This window comes from Paraburkholderia sp. BCC1876 (assembly GCF_902833695.1).
GTDB lineage: Bacteria > Pseudomonadota > Gammaproteobacteria > Burkholderiales > Burkholderiaceae > Paraburkholderia.
On sequence record NZ_CADFGI010000009.1, the window covers coordinates 49,317 to 66,516 of the forward strand.

The 17,200-nt window shown below is 63.4% G+C and carries 17 protein-coding genes and 1 pseudogene; 11 read left to right on the top strand and 7 right to left on the bottom strand.

The genetic code is table 11. The features are described from left to right. Positions 1-6: 6 nt before the first annotated feature. Positions 7-1,218 carry a cyclopropane-fatty-acyl-phospholipid synthase family protein gene (locus HWY05_RS27785; RefSeq protein WP_176060381.1) on the top strand — a complete coding sequence of 404 codons (1,212 nt, stop codon included), beginning with the start codon at positions 7-9 and terminating at the stop codon, positions 1,216-1,218. A gap of 1 nt (position 1,219) precedes the next feature. Beyond that, complete coding sequence (locus tag HWY05_RS27790; protein ID WP_035552357.1) at positions 1,220-1,732, top strand: chalcone isomerase family protein; 513 nt, start codon at positions 1,220-1,222, stop codon at positions 1,730-1,732. 245 nt (positions 1,733-1,977) lie between these two features. Here HWY05_RS27790 and HWY05_RS27795 read toward each other — a convergent pair. The 3 genes and pseudogenes from HWY05_RS27795 to HWY05_RS27805 form a co-directional block, all read right to left on the bottom strand. Continuing rightward, a pseudogene (locus tag HWY05_RS27795) lies at positions 1,978-2,766 on the bottom strand (alpha/beta hydrolase); the annotation flags it as partial. Between the two features lie 200 nt (positions 2,767-2,966). Further along, a complete protein-coding gene (locus HWY05_RS27800; RefSeq protein ID WP_176060383.1) occupies positions 2,967-4,274 on the bottom strand; it encodes an Nramp family divalent metal transporter in 1,308 nt (435 codons plus the stop codon). A gap of 112 nt (positions 4,275-4,386) precedes the next feature. After that, positions 4,387-5,364 carry a ferritin-like domain-containing protein gene (locus tag HWY05_RS27805; RefSeq protein ID WP_035552352.1) on the bottom strand — a complete coding sequence of 326 codons (978 nt, stop codon included), beginning with the start codon at positions 5,362-5,364 and terminating at the stop codon, positions 4,387-4,389. Between the two features lie 491 nt (positions 5,365-5,855). Here HWY05_RS27805 and map point away from each other — a divergent pair, with 491 nt between their 5' ends. The 6 genes from map to HWY05_RS27835 all read left to right on the top strand — a co-directional run bounded on the left by map (position 5,856) and on the right by HWY05_RS27835 (position 10,226). Next, positions 5,856-6,641 (top strand): type I methionyl aminopeptidase, encoded by a 786-nt coding sequence (map, locus tag HWY05_RS27810; RefSeq protein ID WP_176060384.1) that lies wholly within the window; start codon positions 5,856-5,858, stop codon positions 6,639-6,641. 194 nt (positions 6,642-6,835) lie between these two features. Further along, the gene (locus HWY05_RS27815; RefSeq protein WP_035552346.1) at positions 6,836-7,369 is read left to right on the top strand and encodes a GNAT family N-acetyltransferase; all 534 of its coding nucleotides are present in this window, start codon (positions 6,836-6,838) and stop codon (positions 7,367-7,369) included. A gap of 166 nt (positions 7,370-7,535) precedes the next feature. Continuing rightward, positions 7,536-8,384, top strand: coding sequence for a septum site-determining protein MinC (gene minC, locus HWY05_RS27820; protein WP_035552343.1), 849 nt, complete (start codon positions 7,536-7,538; stop codon positions 8,382-8,384). 116 nt (positions 8,385-8,500) lie between these two features. Further along, the gene (gene minD, locus HWY05_RS27825) at positions 8,501-9,316 is read left to right on the top strand and encodes a septum site-determining protein MinD (RefSeq protein ID WP_035552341.1); all 816 of its coding nucleotides are present in this window, start codon (positions 8,501-8,503) and stop codon (positions 9,314-9,316) included. A 14-nt stretch (positions 9,317-9,330) separates the two neighbouring features. Further along, entirely contained in the window at positions 9,331-9,600 is a 270-nt protein-coding gene (gene minE, locus HWY05_RS27830) for a cell division topological specificity factor MinE (RefSeq protein WP_035552338.1), read from the top strand. Positions 9,601-9,914: 314 nt separating this feature from the next. Continuing rightward, positions 9,915-10,226 (top strand): YXWGXW repeat-containing protein, encoded by a 312-nt coding sequence (locus HWY05_RS27835; RefSeq protein WP_035552335.1) that lies wholly within the window; start codon positions 9,915-9,917, stop codon positions 10,224-10,226. Between the two features lie 276 nt (positions 10,227-10,502). Here the strand turns inward: HWY05_RS27835 and HWY05_RS27840 are convergent, their stop codons facing one another. Further along, the gene (locus tag HWY05_RS27840; RefSeq protein WP_244146720.1) at positions 10,503-11,996 is read right to left on the bottom strand and encodes a chloride channel protein; all 1,494 of its coding nucleotides are present in this window, start codon (positions 11,994-11,996) and stop codon (positions 10,503-10,505) included. 226 nt (positions 11,997-12,222) lie between these two features. Here HWY05_RS27840 and waaC point away from each other — a divergent pair, with 226 nt between their 5' ends. After that, positions 12,223-13,227: a lipopolysaccharide heptosyltransferase I gene (gene waaC / locus HWY05_RS27845; protein WP_176060476.1), complete on the top strand. Its 1,005-nt coding sequence runs from the start codon at positions 12,223-12,225 to the stop codon at positions 13,225-13,227. A 520-nt stretch (positions 13,228-13,747) separates the two neighbouring features. Beyond that, the gene (locus HWY05_RS27850) at positions 13,748-13,945 is read left to right on the top strand and encodes a hypothetical protein (protein WP_176060359.1); all 198 of its coding nucleotides are present in this window, start codon (positions 13,748-13,750) and stop codon (positions 13,943-13,945) included. A 4-nt stretch (positions 13,946-13,949) separates the two neighbouring features. Here HWY05_RS27850 and HWY05_RS27855 read toward each other — a convergent pair whose 3' ends face one another. The 3 genes from HWY05_RS27855 to HWY05_RS27865 form a co-directional block, all read right to left on the bottom strand. Further along, positions 13,950-14,129, bottom strand: a complete 180-nt coding sequence (locus tag HWY05_RS27855) for a hypothetical protein (protein ID WP_035552327.1) — start codon at positions 14,127-14,129, stop codon at positions 13,950-13,952. 109 nt (positions 14,130-14,238) lie between these two features. Next, on the bottom strand, positions 14,239-15,546 hold the full coding sequence (locus HWY05_RS27860; RefSeq protein ID WP_176060385.1) for an MFS transporter: 1,308 nt from the start codon (positions 15,544-15,546) through the stop codon (positions 14,239-14,241). Between the two features lie 434 nt (positions 15,547-15,980). Beyond that, on the bottom strand, positions 15,981-16,415 hold the full coding sequence (locus tag HWY05_RS27865) for an energy transducer TonB (RefSeq protein ID WP_231585121.1): 435 nt from the start codon (positions 16,413-16,415) through the stop codon (positions 15,981-15,983). A gap of 253 nt (positions 16,416-16,668) precedes the next feature. On the opposite strand from HWY05_RS27865, the gene HWY05_RS27870 reads away from it, so the two are divergent. Next, positions 16,669-16,974 carry an NIPSNAP family protein gene (locus HWY05_RS27870; RefSeq protein WP_176060386.1) on the top strand — a complete coding sequence of 102 codons (306 nt, stop codon included), beginning with the start codon at positions 16,669-16,671 and terminating at the stop codon, positions 16,972-16,974. The last annotated feature ends 226 nt before the right edge of the window (positions 16,975-17,200 follow it).

A 17,200-nucleotide genomic window follows, 5' to 3' on the forward strand; every position in this document is an offset into this window, starting at 1 on the left:
TGCGCCATGGCGTTTTCCCGAACCCTGAGCGGGCACCCCTCCGCCCCCGCGTCAGCCCGTCTGTTTCTGTCCTTGCTCGAGCGGATTCAGGTCGGGCATGTGGAACTGATCACGCCCGACGGCCAGCCGCATGTGTTCGGCGATCCGCACGCGGCGCCGGGCGCGCGTCTGGAGTTGCGTGACTGGCGCGCGTGCGGCGTGATTCTGCGCAAAGGCGACATCGGTTTCGCCGACGCGTGGCGTTCGTTCTGGGTCGATACGCCGGATCTCGCCGCGCTGCTGCGCGTCGCGATCCGCAACGAACGCGCGCTGCAACGCACGGTGTACGGCGGCTGGCTCGCGCAACTCTGGTACGGGTTGCGCCACAAGCTGCGGCCGAATACGCGCTCGGGCAGCCGGCGCAATATTCACGCGCACTATGACATCGGCAACGCGTTTTACGCGCAGTGGCTCGATCCCACCTTCACGTATTCGAGCGCGGTGTTCGACGGCGACTTCCATCAATCGCTAGAAGACGCGCAGCACGCGAAGTATCAACGCATCATCGATACGCTCGGTTTGCGTGCGGGTATGCGGGTGCTGGAAATCGGCTGCGGCTGGGGCGGTTTCGCGATGCATGCGGCGCGGCAGGGCATTCAGGTGCATGGCGTGACGATCTCGCCGGCGCAACTCGAATTCGGCCGGATACGCGTGCGCGAGGCGGGCCTCGACGAGCATGTGCAGCTCGAACTGCGTGACTACCGGACGCTGACCGGGCAATACGACGGCATCGTCTCGATTGAAATGTTCGAGGCGGTCGGCGAGAAATTCTGGCCGACGTACTTCAGCATTCTGCGTGAGCGTCTGCTGCCCGGCGCGCGCGCGGTGGTCCAAACCATCACAATCGACGACTCGCACTTCGCCGCGTATCGCGCCACCAGCGACTTCATCCGCGAATTCATTTTTCCGGGCGGCATGCTGCCAAGCCCGCAGCGTTTCATCGACGCGGCACGGCGCGGCAAGCTGGTGGCGTCGACGTCGCTGGCATTCGGCCGCGATTATGCGGAGACCTTGCGCCGCTGGCGCAGCGCGTTCGAAGCGCAACTCGATACGATCCGGACGCAGGGCTTTGACGAGATTTTCGTGCGGACCTGGCGGCTGTATCTGGCGTATTGCGAGGCCGGCTTCGACGAAGGCCGCACGGACGTGATGCAGTTCGTGCTCGTCCGGGCGGACTGACATGCGCAAGCTCGCCGCTGTGCTGCTGATGCTGTGGGCCGGCGCCGCCTGCGCCGATTGGCGCGGCGACGTGCAGTCGGCGAAACTCGTCGGCGAAGGGGATTTCACCGTGTTCGGCTTCCGGCTGTATCGCGCGCAACTGTGGAGCGAACGTACGCCGGTCGATTACGACGAGCGCTTTGCGTTGCACATTGTCTATACGCGCGGAATCAAGCGTGAGCGGCTGGCGGAGACGGGCATCGGCGAGATCAAACGTCTGGCCGATGCGCCGATTCCGGCCGAGACGCTAGCGCGCTGGCGCGCGGACATGATGCAGGCGTTCGTGGATGTCGCGCCCGGCGATCAGTTGAGCGCGGTCAATCTGCCGGATAAGGGCGTGCGCTTTTACGCCGGCGATCGCATGACCGGCGAGTTCGACGATCCTGCGTTCGCGCGGGCGTTCTTCGGCATCTGGCTCGATCCGTCGACGCGTGCGCCGACCTTGCGCAAGCATTTGCTGGGGATCGGGGAGTGAGGCGTTCAGTCGCCGTGACCCGGCGTGCGCTGTTTCGGGCAAGTTGCTTCGGCGAGCGACATTGACGCCGATGCTGACGCCGATGCTGACGTTGAAGCCGCCTCGCACGGCGCTGCCTCTGCCTTCGTCCGGCGACGCATTTGAATCACGTTGTCGGACCTGGACGGCTGTGAAACCGGCGCCGACTGTGACGCCACATCAGGCGCCTGCGTGGTGCTGTCCCGCCGCACCGCGATCGTCGCCTGACTGTTGATAAACGCCACGCTATCGTCCAGCACCGGCGCAAAACCGCGCAACGGTCCGGCAATCGCGCCCACCAGCATCGCGTGGCCGATGCGCGGATAGTGCTTGACCTCCACCTCTTTATCCCCCGCCAGACGCAGCTTCGCCGCCAAGCGATCCGTGTTGCCCGGGTCGACGGTCGTGTCGCGCTCGCCGGCGGCGAGGAACATCGGCGGTTCGTCGCCCTGCACGAAGTTGATCGGCTGACTCGCGGCGCGCAACGCACGCGGGAAAATGTCTTCGAGCGTGGCGTCGTGCAGCGGCAGGAAATCGTACGGACCGGCCAGGCCGATCACGCCGCTGAGGTCGCTTTTGCTCATCTGCTGCGCGGCGAGATAGCGGCCGTCGGTAGCGAGCAGCATGACGATATGCGCGCCGGCCGAATGTCCCATCAGGAAGATGCGCGACGGGTCTCCACCGAATTCGGCGGCGTGATCGCGTGCCCAGCGCACGGCGCTGGCGGCGTCGTCGACGAAACCGGGGAAGGCCGTTTCCGGCCACGTCCGATAGTCCGGCACCACGGCGACGAAACCGCGCGCGGCAAGGGCCGCACCGACGAACAGATAGCTGCTGCGCGAGCCGTTTTGCCAACTGCCGCCATAGAAGAACACGACGACCGGACGGCCGTGCGCGCCAGTTTGCGGCGCGGAGGCGGGGGGCGTGTAGACGTCGAGTTTCTGACGCGGATTGGCGCCGTAGGCGATATCGTCGTCGGCGTGGAAACTCTTGGGCGAGACGGCGGCGTTGAGCACGCCGGTGGCGCTGCAACCGCCCAGGGCGGCGAGCGCCAGCGCGGCGGTCAGGGTGAGCAGGCGTCGAGGCATGACAGTCGATCCGTTCGAGATGATTCGTTCGAACAATGTACGTGTCTTTCTGCGAAGTGGATGCAGCGGCACATCGCCCCAGATCCTCAGCGCCTCAGACCGGCAGCGCCTAAGACGCTCTCAGCCCCTCACCACGGCGAAATTCCCGCCACCTGCAGCAGCAGCACCAGATTCAGCGCCAGCACCGCGATCGTGCCGACCACGGCGGCGATCGTCGTCGAGCGACGGTTGCGGTAGCGGCCCATCAAGTCGCCGCGCGACGTGAACCACACCAGCGCGATCATCGGCACCGGCAGCGCAATACTGAGCACGACCTGGCTCAATACCAGCGCACGCGTCGCGTCGACGCCCCACGCGACGACGGCGAACGCCGGCGCCATGGTGATCAAACGCCGCGCCCACACGGGAATGTGAAAGCCCACAAACCCCTGCATGATCATCTGCCCGGCCATTGTGCCGACCACCGAACTCGACACGCCCGACGCGATCAACGCCGCAAGAAACAATCCCGCCGCGGCGCCGCCGAGCAGCGGCGTAAGCGTGCGCCACGCGGTTTCGATGCTGGCGATATCCGCGTGACCCGCATGAAAAGCGCTCGACGCCATGATCACCATCGCCATGTTGATGAGCCCCGCGACGCCGAGCGCAACCACCACTTCGATATTCGAAAACCGCAGCAATTTGCCGCGCTCGTTTTCATTGCGCGGCGTCACGCGATTCTGCGTGAGTCCCGAATGCAGGAACAGCACGTGCGGCATGACGGTTGCGCCGATGATGCCGACCGAGATCGTCAACGCATTGCTATCGGGCATGGCCGGCGTGAACGTATGCTTGACGACCGACGGCCAATGCACCGGCGCGATCAGCAATTCAGCGAGATACGACAGTCCGATCACGCCGACGAGCGCCGCGATTGCGAGTTCGAGCGGACGAAAGCCGCGCTTTTCGAACTGCAGTAGCGCATAGGTGACGGCGGCGGTGATCAGCATGCTGGGGATCATCGGCAGATGCGTGAGCAACGACACGCCGATCGCGCCACCGACGAATTCGGCGAGATCGGTCGCCATCGCCGCGATTTCGCTGATGCCCCACATCGCGAGCACGTAGCGGCGCGGTAACGCAGCGCGGCATAACTCGGCGAGATTGTTGCCGGTGACGAGCCCGAGTTTGGCGGACAACGACTGGAACAGCATCGCGACGATGTTCGCCACCGCCACGACCCACAGCAGCGTATAGCCGTAACCGGCGCCCGCCTGAATATTGGTCGCGAAGTTGCCCGGGTCCATGTAGGCGATCGAGGCCACCACCGCCGGTCCGGCGAACGGCAGCATCGCGCGCAGGCCGCGTCGCCGTCCCGCGAGCGTTTCGCGAATGTCGAAACACGCTTGCTCGGTGAGGGTTTGCGGCACGGCGGGCTGACCTGTCGCTTCGTTCATGACTGCTCCTGTCCGTCGTCAAGCGTTCAAGGCAATACGGAGAAAGGCCGGCCAACGGGTGAGCGCGATCGTCATCGCGGCGACCCGTTGCCGGTGCAGCAAACGGCTTGCGTCAGGCGCTCATGTTGAGCACGCCGTTCACGCCGTTCGGGAAGAAGCCGCCCTTGGTCGCGACCGAACTCGTCAGATAGACGATGTTGAGCACGTTGCTGTAATTGCGGCTGAACGCGAGCCCGTTGCTGTCGAGCGGCACGATGTTGGAGGTGCCGGCAGTGGCGCCGGTGATCCCCTGATCGTCGTTGCCGACGCCGTCGAGGCTGGCGCGGGCGGCGGAGATCGCGTTGGCGGCCGTGACGAGGCTCGTCATGTCGATCCCTTTCGAATACAGCACCGTGCGTACCAGACTCGCGTGATACGCCTCGGCCGCCAGAATGCCGGCTGCGGCGGACAGGAAGGTCTTGTTGGTGATCAGCGGCGCGGCGCCTTTATAAGCCGTCACACCCACATCTTCGAAGATGAACGCGCCGAGCAGGAAGTTGTTGTCGCTCGCATACGGGTTGAACGCGACACCCGCGCCGACCAGGCCCGCCGCGCGCGCCGCGTTCGAGAACGCGCCGTTCGGATCGGTGCCGCCGATATCGATCGACGGCATCGCCACCGCCGCCGAACCCAGCGCGCTGCGCAGGAACGCGACGTGCTCGCGTTCGTCGTTGGCGATCTCGTTGGCATACGCCTGCACCACGGGATCCTGGAACGGCACCTGCTGGCCAGGGATCACGGTGCCCATCGTGCCGACGCCGGCCGTCATGCTGGCCGCCAAGCCGGCGCCTGTCGTCGCGTACGTATAGAACTGCGATTCGAGGTACTCCAGATTCAGCGCGAAGTTCAGAATCTCCGGGTCGGTCGGCGCGGTCTGAGCCGACACGCTCGAACCCGAACCGCCGCCGCACGCGCTGATCAGCGTGCCGCCGACCAGGCCCAGACCCAGGCCGCCGGCGTTGCGGAAAAACTGTCTGCGTTGCAAACGCCGTTCGACCCGGCGATCGAGTGCATCGATAAGCTCTGCTGATTTGCTGCTGGACTCCGACATGGCTGTGCTCCTCAATTGGTTCGCTGCCTATGCCGCGGACTGGCGATGCAACCACGCGCTCGACTGCTGTTCACGCGTTGCAAAACGCAAAAACGCGGACGCAAAGAGGCCTCGGTTCTTCTGAGAAGAACTAATCGATGCAGGCAGAAGAAGCGAGTCCTCACCCGCCTTTACGGAACGAAACTGCGAGTAGATGCAAACCTCACAAAAGATTTCCTTGTGCGTTTGCAGCATCGCGCGCCGCGTACCGGTCGATGGATTTTTTGCGGCGCGTGGCGCCCGGCGCGAAAGCGTCCGACTGGCAAGTTCGACCCGGTTCGCGGAGGCTGGCGCGCGATCCTCTGTACAATTGGCCGATCGATCGCCGGCGTAGGCCGGTTCGCCATGCCGTTTCAGGCGGCAGGGCGGCCACGCCGGTCATGCAGAGCGGGACGCGCGGGCATGTGATTACGCAGCGTCCTTTGAACCATCGAACCCCATCGACTGAATTCATGGCCATTACCTACAAGACTCCCGACGACATTGCCAGGTTACGCATTTCGGGTCGCCTCGCGGCCGACGTGCTGGCGATGATCGGCGAGCACGTCAAGGCCGGCGTCTCCACTGAGGAGCTCGACGCGCTGTGCAACGACTACATTGTCAATACGCAAAAGTCGATTCCGGCGAATGTCGGCTATCTGGGTTTTCCGAAGACCGTGTGCACCTCGGTCAACCAGGTGGTGTGCCACGGCATCCCGAATCGCACTGAAGTGCTGAAAGACGGCGACATCGTCAACATCGACGTCGCGATCATCAAAGACGGTTATTTCGGCGACACCAGCCGCATGTATTGCGTCGGTCAGCCGAGCACGGTAGGCCGCCAGTTGATCGACACGACCTATGAAGCGATGCTTGCCGGCATCCGCGAAGTGAAGCCGGGCGCCACGCTCGGCGACGTCGGCCATGCGATCCAGAAAGTGGCGCAACGCGACGGCTTCTCGATCGTGCGCGACTATTGCGGGCATGGCATCGGCAAGGTGTATCACGAAGACCCGCAGGTGCTGCACTACGGCCAGCCGGGGCAGGGCGTACGCCTGAAGCCCGGCATGGTCTTCACGATCGAACCCATGATCAACGCGGGCCGCGCCGGCACCACGGTGCTGCGCGACGGCTGGACCGTGGTCACCAAAGACCGCTCGCTGTCCGCACAGTGGGAGCACATGATCGCCGTCACCGACGACGGCTACGAGCTCCTCACCCCCTGGCCGGATGGCACCGGCAGTTACGAAGCGCCTTGAGCGCAACCTGAACGTGGGTTGCGCGCTGCATCGATCACACGCGCTCTGCATGCCGGGCGCGTGAATTGCCTGCTCGATGTGCGCACGTCTCGTATCAAACCTCGCGTGCCGGTCAAATCCGGTCAATAATGATTTGACTCGCACGCCGGTTCGGTTAAAGCTACGCCTTAGGGTTTCAAGGGGTTTTCGTCTGCATGAGTCCGTCATTGACCGTTCGCCGTATCGCCGCTGATCAGGGCGCCGTTTTTCGCGAACTCCGTACCGCGTCGCTGCGGGAGGCGCCGTATGCCTTCGGCGCTACGCTAGAGGACGCGTTGTCGGCCGATGTCGCCAGTTTCGACGCCACCGCCGCCGAGCGCGCGGTGTCGTTTGCCGTCGCCACTTTTATTCTCTACACCGAGGGCCATCCCGCCGGGCTGATCGAAGCGCATTTCGACGACAGCGCGGCACGCCGCGCGTTCGTCTGCGAACTGTGGGTGGCGCCGGCCGTGCGTCATCTGCGTGGCGGCGAATTGCTGGTCGACACGGCCGGCAGTTGGCTCGCGAGCGAAAGCGCCACGGAAATCTATGCGTGGGTCGCCGACGCCAACCGCAACGCCATGCGCTTTTACGAAGCGCTCGGCTTTGGTCCGACCGGCGAACACCGGCGCGTTCAGCGCGCGCCGGAACAAGCCGAAAGTCTGCTGGTGCGGCACGTGCCGACCACGTCCCAGGTATTTCAGCAGTGATCTCGCGAGCGGCGCAGCAGCCTGCCGCTCGATTCCCCTCCGCGTCTGTGCAGCGTTCGTGGCGGTGTCTTCGGCACCGTCATCGGTGGCTCCCCGTTGCCACGGCAAAAAAACTGGCCGCGCGCGTGGACGCCTGTAAAATACGCAAAATTTTTTGCCGAACGCTATGTCGCCCAAGAAATCACCCTTTTTCGAACTCCGCAGCGGCTCGGTCGATACGCTCCTGTTCGTGGTCAAGACAACCGACCTCGACGCGATGCGTGCCGAGCTGACCCGGCGCTTCGAGGCGACCCCCGAATTCTTTGCCAACGACGTCGTCGCGATCGACGTGCGCCGCCTCGCCGACACGGAACGTGTGCCGCTCGCCGACATCGCGCAGTTGCTCGACAGCGTGCGGATGCGGCCGGTCGGCGTGGTCGCCAATCCGCATCAGACGTGGGCCGCCGAGTCCGCGCTGCCGCTGCTGGAAGCGCGCGACCGCCGTGGCAGCACCGCTAAATCCGCCGAGGAAGAGGCCGCGAACGCCGCAGCGGCGGCCCCAGTTACCCCGGCCACCGCTGCGTCGACCGCCGGCAACGGCAACGCTCAGGCAAGTCTGCTGCCGCCCGACGGTACGCCCGCCAGCGCCGCCACGGTCGAACCCGTGCCCGCCGCCGAGCCGGTGCGTCTTGCCACGTCGTCGCAAACCACGGTGGTCGACAAGCCCTTGCGCTCCGGCCAGCGGATCTACGCGAAGGGCGATCTGGTCGTGCTCGGCCTCGTGAGCTACGGCGCGGAAGTGATCGCGGAAGGCAATATCCATATTTACGCGCCGTTGCGTGGCCGGGCTTTGGCCGGCGTGCAGGGCAATCACGACGCGCGCATTTTCTGCACGTGTCTCGAGCCGGAACTCATCTCGATCGCAGGTATCTATCGAACGACCGAGAACCCGCTGCCGGCCGACGTGCACGGCAAGCCGGTGCAGATCTGGCTCGACGAAGAGAAATTGATGATCGAACCGCTGCGGCTCACGTAACCGGCGCGACGCGCGCGTTGCCCTGAGCGAATCAACGGCACGCGGCGCAGCACGGCACGGTAGGGCAAAGAGGGCCGCACATAATTGACGAATTTGACGAACACAAGGTAAGGGTAATGGCAAAAATCATTGTGGTGACTTCGGGCAAGGGTGGCGTGGGCAAGACGACCACGAGCGCGAGTTTTGCATCGGCCCTCGCACTGCGGGGCAGCAAAACCGCCGTGATCGACTTCGACGTCGGCCTGCGCAACCTCGACCTCATCATGGGCTGTGAGCGCCGTGTGGTGTACGACCTGATCAACGTGATCCAGGGCGAAGCCAACCTGAACCAGGCGCTGATCAAGGACAAGAAGTGCGAGAACCTGTTCATCCTGCCGGCCTCGCAGACGCGTGATAAAGACGCGCTGACGCTGGAAGGCGTCGAGAAGATCATCAACGACCTGATCGCGATGGACTTCGAATACATCGTCTGCGATTCGCCGGCCGGTATCGAATCGGGCGCGCTGCTCGCCATGCACTTCGCCGACGAAGCGCTGATCGTGACGAACCCGGAAGTGTCGTCGGTACGCGACTCGGACCGCATTCTCGGCATCCTGTCGTCGAAGACCAAGCGCGCGATCGAAGGCAAGGATCCGATCAAGGAACACCTGCTGATCACCCGCTACAACCCGAAGCGCGTCAGCGAAGGCGAAATGCTGTCGCTGACCGATATCCAGGAAATTCTGCGTATCGATCTGATCGGCGTGATCCCGGAGTCGGAAGCGGTGCTGCACGCATCGAACCAGGGTCTGCCGGCCGTGCACCTCGACGGTACCGATGTGGCCGAAGCCTATAAAGACGTCGTGTCGCGTTTCCTCGGCGAGCAGAAGTCGCTTCGCTTTACCGATTACCAGAAGCCCGGGCTGCTGCAGCGCCTCTTCGGCACCAAGTAAGGGGAGCGCACGTCATGTCGATTCTTTCGTTTTTGCTGGGCGAGAAGAAGAAGTCCGCGTCGGTAGCGAAGGAACGCCTGCAGTTGATCATCGCGCACGAGCGCGCCGGCGGCCACGCGCCCGCCGATTACCTGCCTGCGTTGCAACGCGAACTGGTGGCCGTGATTTCGAAGTACGTCAAGATCTCCGACGACGATATTCGCGTGAGTCTTGAACGCCAGGACGACCTCGAAGTGCTCGAGGTCAAGATCGAGATACCGCAAGCCGGAGCGCCGGCGGCGTAAGCGGCTGGGCGGTTCTCATCGGTTCAGTTCGGTTGACGCGTCGCGTCCGTGTTGCATAAGCATCATGTGACGCGGCGCGCGAACGCCGGCTCTGCCGCGCGCGGTTTTTTCTCCGCGCTTTTCACTCTCCGCTTTTTATCCCACGCTTCTCATTTCCCGCCGTTCACCTCGTGCTTTTCTCGCTGCTTTTCCACTCCGCGAAATAATCCGTAGCATTTCCGTGTGGACCGTTACACGGCCGCCGTCAGCCAGTTCGACCCCTCGCGCATTAAACGGATAACGCCGTATTCGGTGTCCAACTACAGAGGGAAAAAATGAACAAGACCTTGCGTGTGCTGCTCGCCAACACCGTTCTGATCGCCGCCGGCGTCGCTGCCGTGGGATCGGCTTCGGCCGAAGAAGTCGTGGTGATCGCGCCGAACGCGCCGCCGCCCGTGCGTTACGAAGTCGTGCCGACTGCGCGCGTCGGCTATGTGTGGGATCACGGTCACTGGCGTTGGGACCATGGCCGCTATGTGTGGGCCGCAGGTCACTGGCAAGCCGAACGCGTCGGCTTTCATTGGGTGCCGGGCCACTGGGACGCGTTCGGTCCGCATTACCACTGGGTCGCAGGCCACTGGGCTTAATCGCCTCCCTTCAGCGTGATTGGCGCGGCGCGGCTCAAGCCGATTGAGCTAATCGAGTCGCTCGCGCCGCCTCTCCCCGATTGAACACAAAGAGCACGCAGGCGCCGCACATGCGCCTCGCGCGGATGCGCGCGCCTGCGTTTCGTTTCCCTAGACTTTCAGGACTCGAGTGATGAAAAAGAATCTGCTTCTGATCGCCATGCTGGCGGTGATGCTGGCCGGTTGTGTCGTTGTACCGGCGCGGCCTTTGGTGGTGCGCGCGCCGGGCGTCGTGGTTTATTGACGCGGTGTGTCGGTGCCGTTTTCAGCGTCGTTCTTGGCGTTGTTTTCAGTGAGGTCTTGAACGCTGTCCCGGGTTTTATGTTCCGCCGTATTGTTGGTTTCGTCGGCATCGTCGGCTTCATTGACAACCACGGGTTCCGGCGCCTCGACCTCGGGGACTTCCGGCACGGGCGCGGGTGCCGGTTGCGGCAGCGGCTTCATATAGCGCTCCGCCAGCGACTCGTACAACGGCGGCGCGAACAGACGCGCGACGCGGCTCGCAATCAACGCGGTCGCCATCAGCGAAATCACCAGCGCGTGACCGTCGATCATTTCCATGACGATCACGAACGACGTGATCGGCGACTGCGTGACGGCGGCCAGATAGCCGACCATGGCCAGCGCGATCAGCATGGGCAATTGCATCGAGCCGAACACCATGTGCAGCAGATTGCCGAAGCCTGCTCCGATCGAGAGCGACGGCGCGAAGATGCCGCCCGGTATGCCCGGCAAATACGAGCCGACCATCGAGATCATTTTCAGAAACGGATAGAACACCGACAGATGCTCATGTCCGTCCAGCAGTCCGCGCGCTTCCGCATAGCCGCTGCCGAAAGTCGTGCCGCCCGAGATCAGGCCGACCACCGCGATCGCAAAACCGCACAGCGCGGCGAACGCGACCGGCCGCTCGCCATGCAATTGACGCAGCGGCGCCGGAATCCAGCGCGCGGTGTTCAGCAGCAGCCAGCCGAACACACCGCCCGCGATGCCGGTGACGATCGCGGTAAGCAGCACGGCGAGCGCCAGCAGATCGGGGAAATGCGCGCCGATCTGGATGGTGCCGAAATAGGTGTAGTTGCCGTTCAAGCCGAGCGCGATCACACCGGCGATGATGATCGCGGTAATCAGCACGCCGCTCGCGCGGGCTTCGAAGCTGCGCGTGAGCTCTTCGATCGCGAAGACGATCCCGGCGAGCGGCGTGTTGAACGCCGCCGACAGACCCGCCGCCGCGCCGGCCAGTACCAGTTGCCGCTCGATCAGCGCGTTCGAACGCGGATAGAGCCGCCGCAGATTGAACATCAGCGCGGCGCCCACCTGCACGGTGGGCCCTTCGCGGCCGATCGTGAAACCGCCGAGAATCGCCAGGAACGACACGGCGATCTTGCCGAACAGAATCCGGAACGACAGCAGGCGCGCGCCGTACTCACTGGGTTTCGAATGCAGCGTGGCGATGACTTGCGGAATACCGCTGCCTTCGGCGCCGCGGAAGAATTTGCGCGTGAGCCAGACCGCCAGTGCGGCGACCGCGGGCGTCACGATCAGCGGCGCCCACACGTGCTGTTGCTGCATCGTGCGAAATTCGCCGTAGCCCCAATCGATCAATCGGGCATACAGCACGGCCACCAGGCCGACGGCGATCGCGCCGAGCCAGAAAATGCCGTATTGCCGCCACAGGCGTCTCGCGCGACGCACGATTCCGGAAGAAAGAAGAGGGTAAGCGCGGGACATGAGAGGTGAGCCGTGTGCTGGCGCAAAAGGTGAATTATAGGGGCCGCAGACGCATCAAAACCGGGAGAAAGTATTTTGAAACGTACGCAAACGGTCTATTGTAAGGTTGACGATGTAATGCATTGTATTAATGACATGTTTGCGTGCTGCCGGCTTCGGTCAAGATTAATCCATTCGTCGGCTAAAATAGTTTGACGTTCGAACAACTAATAGGTCCTCAATGATGCTGAAGCGAGTCCTTATCGTTAAGGTCACTTCACTCGGCGATATCGTACAGGCGTTGCCCGTGGTCGCCGATATCAAGCGCGCGTTCCCCGGCGTTCAGGTGGACTGGGCATCGGACGAATCCTTCTCCGAGGTGGTGCACTGGAGCGAAAGCGTGGACCGCGTGCTGTCCGCGCCGTTGCGGCGCTTCAAAAAAGCCCGCCGCTGGGCCGATTTCAAGGCGATCGCGGCGTCGATCGCCGAGTTGCGGGCGTACCGCTACGACTATGTCGTCGACATTCATGGTGTCTACAAGAGCGCGATCATCGCCTTTCTGACGCGTTCGTCGCGGCGTATCGGCTATCAGAACCAGGATCTGGGCGAGCGTGGCGCCGCGTTTGCGTACACCGGGCGCTTCGGCCCGCGTCCGCAGTGCGATGCGTGGCACGGCATGCGCGTGAGCACGAGCGAGGCGCTGGGTTATGTCGTGGAAGGCCCGCCCATCTACAACCTGCGTTTGCCCGAGCCGGCCAAACCTCCGTTCGGCGGTGAGGCCGCGCCGGTCGCGGCGTTCTTTCACGCCACCTCGAAAGACGACAAGAAATGGCCGCTCACCCATTGGGCCGCGGTTGGCCGCGAATTGGCGCAGCGCGGTTTCAAGGTGGTGTTGCCGTGGGGTTCGGAAGGCGAGCGCGCCGAGGCGGAGCAGATCGCCGCCCAGGTGCCGGGCTCGACCGTGTTGCCGAAAATGAGCGTGACTGAAATCGCGCAAATGATCGACGCCTGCGCGCTGGTGGTGGGCACCGATACCGGCTTCGTCCATCTGGCGCACGCGTTGCTCAAGCGCACCGTGATGATCTTCGTGGCGACCTCGCCATCGCATTGCGGTATCCATGCGCCGTTCCGCTCGATCTCGATCGGCGACGGCGGCGCCATGCCGTCCGTCAGCGACGCGCTCGAAGCGATCGACTACGTCCACACCGAGCCGCACGACGTGGCCCTGCATCATCACGATTCGGCGGCCTGAGCGTTTCTTCTTGCGTCGCAGCGCAATCGTTTGCTGAAAAAGAAAAGAGGCGCGACGCACAGTCCGCCCGAGCGAACGGACGCTGCCACGTTGCGCCTCCAAAAAACGCCCGCGTCGGGGAACAACGGGCGGAGAGGAATCATCGCGAAGAACACGTAGCGCGCGTCGAAGTCGGTTTGCGGCTCTGCGCGCGCATTACACGTCTGTTAAAACTGTCGCTATTCGTTGAGCACCTAATCGTCTACGGCTCGAGTCGTGACGCTTTGATTCGCCCGCCTAACCGTGTGCGACGGCGCGTAAATGGGTCGCTGCAACATCCACGCTCAGGTTGCCGCGCCGCGTAACCGCAGCCAGCAAGGCATGCGCCGGATATCGATGGTCAACCCAGTATAGGCGGTGTTTTCCTCTGATGTGAGTCTCGCAAGGCGCCGCGTCGGATAACGCGAAAACGCGAGGCCCAAACCTGTAACGCCCGCGTGATCTTCCTTTACAAATGGCAACGCCCGCGCGAGGCGCCATCGTGTCCAATCAAATCATTCGGGGTTTCGGCTCGAATGAATCTGACTCGATGGAGAACAATATGAAACGCTTAATCCTGACCCTGATCGCAGGCACTCTGCTCGCCACGGCCCTCGGCGGCTGCATCGTCGCACCGGCCCCCGGCTACTACTACGGCGGCGGCTACGGCTACTACCATCACGGTGGCTACTATCGCTAAGCCGTCACGCCAGCAGCATTTCGAACGCGATGACCGCCGTGATGGCGGCCGCGTTCGCGGCCAGCGCTTCGATCACGATGCCTTTCCAGGTGGCGGGGCGAAAGCGCAAGGCCAGCAGCAGCGAGCACAGTAGCGCCAGCGCAATGATCATGACGATATCCGCGTTGTGGAGATGAACGTTCATCCGAGCCTCCCTGCTTGCCTTAGGGTTATTGAAGTTGAGTATAGGCAAGTCAAAAAGACGCGCAAGGCAGGGAATTTACTCAGAAGTCCCCCGCCTTGCGTCGCTCGCGTCACATCAGTTGGGTGTCGCGCGTTTCGCGCATGCACAGCACGCCGATCATGCTGACCGCCGCGGCGATCGACACATACGCGCCGACCCACGGCAGGCCGCCGTGCGCCGCCAGCACCGAGGCGATGTAAGGCGCCACGGACGCGCCGAGAATCCCGCCGAGGTTATACGACACGCCTGCACCGGTATAGCGCACGTTGGTCGGAAACAGCTCGGGCAGCAGCGCGCCCATCGGCGCGAAGGTCACGCCCATCAGGAACAGCTCGATCACGAGGAACAGCAGCACCAGCGGCGTCTGTCCGCTGCCGAGCAGCGGCGCCATCGTGAAGCCCGACAGGATCGCCGCGACAATGCCGACGAGCAGCACCGGCTTGCGCCCGTAGCGGTCCGCAGCCCAGGCCGACAGCGGCGTAGCGAGCGCCATGAAGACGACGGCGATGCACAGCATGCCGAGGAATGTCGGTCGCGGAATATGCAGCACCGAGACGCCGTACGACAACGAAAACGTCGTCGCGTTGTAGAACAGCGTGTAGCAGACCACCATGGCGAGCGCGCCGAGCAGCGTGGGCAGCCAGTGTTGCGACAGCAGTGTCGCGATCGGCACCTTGACGCGTTCCTTGCGTTCGATCGCGGCCTTGAAGGCCGGCGTTTCGGCGATTTTCAAACGCACGTACAAACCGAGCGCAACCAGCACCGCGCTGACGAGGAACGGCACGCGCCAGCCCCAGCTACGGAACTGCTCGTCGCTCAACGACAGAGCCAGCGCGAAGAACAGACCGTTGGACGCCAGAAAACCGACCGACGGCCCGAGCTGCGGGAACATGCCGAACCAGCCGCGTTTGCCGGCCGGCGCGTTTTCGGTGGCGAGCAGTGCGGCGCCGCCCCATTCGCCGCCCAGACCGATGCCCTGCCCGAAGCGCAGCACGCACAACAGGATCGGCGCGAGGCTGCCGATCGAGTCGTAGCCGGGCACGAAGCCGATCAACGTGGTGGACACACCCATCACGAGCAGCGAAGCCACCAGCGTCGATTTACGGCCGATCCGGTCGCCGAAATGGCCGAACAGGAACGAGCCGATTGGCCGCGCGACGAACGCGATGCCGAACGTGACGAAGGCCGACAACGCCTGAGCGGTCGCCGAGCCGTGCGGGAAAAACACCGGTCCGATCACGAGCGCGGCGGCGGTCGCATAGACATAGAAATCGTAGAACTCGATCGCGGTGCCGATAAAGCTCGCGAAGATGATCCGCGCGCTACTGTTCTGCCCGGCCACATTGGGCTGGGCCGCGGAAATCGGCGAAGTGGACATGCAAGGTCTCCTTTTGTCGTGGATGCCGGCGAGCGCCGTGAGTCTTGAAGCGGCGGCGCGCGCGTGGGCGGCATCTCTGTTTGGGTTCGTGCGCTTAAGGCTGGCTTCGGCGTCGGCGTCGGACGTGGGCTGAGGTGCGGCCACCTGCGGCGGGGGCGACGAAGCAACAGCTTACAACGGCGGCTGGCCGTGTTCGCGCGGGAATGCGGTGATACCAGGGGAATAACCAGGGGCTTGCGCGACGCGTGCGGGTAGCGCGACAACGCGGTAATCGGGCCGATGCCGCGCCGGCGGGTGAGCGGGCGGTGTGAGCCATGCCGGATAGGTCCGGCGCAGGGAATCGCAAAATTATAGCGAGCTTGGGGCGGCTGCGGGCTCGGCCCGGCAGGGCGGTGCAGGGAGCTCACGCATGCGCTCTGCACAGGACCGCGCCGTCAGTCGATGGTTTGCGCTTGCGGCGAGGCCAGTTCGCGCAACTGGAATTTGCCGTCGTCGTTGAAGAGCCAGTCTTCGAACAGTTCAAGCTGGCCGCGTCCGTCGAGCAATTTGCCGGGCGGTTGCGGCAGCGGCGAAGCGCGTCGCAAGGTGGCGAGCGCGGTGCTTTCGGCTTCGTCGTCACCATTGGTGCGATACACCGACGACTGCAGCACGCGGCCGTTGCGATCCACCGTGAACGACACCACCACCAGCGAACGCAGCATGGCTTGCGGCGTGCCGCGCAACACATAGGACGGATTGCGTTCGATGATGCGTCGCGCGACGGCGTCGCGATACTGATCGAGCGTCGCGCTGTTGATGGCGGCGGGCGGTATCGTGAGGGCCGGGCGGGTTGGCGGCGTGAACGTGCAGGCGGTCATGGCGAACGCCATCACCGTGACAAGAGCCCGCGACGAGGCGCCGAAGCGTCCGATAAACCTTCCGGTAAAACGGCGAACGTGACGTGTGCGGATGAGCATAGTCGCGGCAGCATTGAGGCAGGGTGTAATTGGATGGTAGTCAAAAACCGCCATGATTCAATGAGCGTTGTCCCTGCGTGCCGTCGAAATGCCGGCGCTGCGAACTGACCTATCATGTGTGCCGGCCTTCATCCATTCACCCATTCCGACACGGAAACCGGCAACCATGGTCACCTGCTATCTGCGCTATATCATCGACCCGTACAAGCTGAAAGAATTCGAGCATTACGGCAAGCTGTGGATTCCGCTGGTCGAGAAATTCGGCGGCCGGCATCACGGCTATTTTTTGCCGTCCGAAGGCGCGAGCAACGTCGCGCTCGCCATGTTTACATTCGAATCACTGGCGGCTTACGAGGCTTACCGTATTCAGTCAACGGACGATGCCGAATGCCAGGCCGCATTCGCGTACGCGCAGGCAACGCGTTGCATCCTGAGTTATGAGCGCAGCTTTTTTCGTCCGGTTTTTGCCTGAGTTCGGCCCGTTTGGCCTGCTGACGTGGGCCGCTCCGCAGCTTGTAATAGCCTGAAATATGAGCAGATTTGTTTGCGGCGGAAACGCGCCTACACTCTGCTGGCCTCTTTCGGGAGGCATCGGTGGAAGTCTTTCATTTAGCCCGCTTTATGCGGGCTATTTTTTTTGCGCGGCACATTCATATGCCGCATTCAGGACGAAAAAAAAACGAATCCGGTTCAAGGAT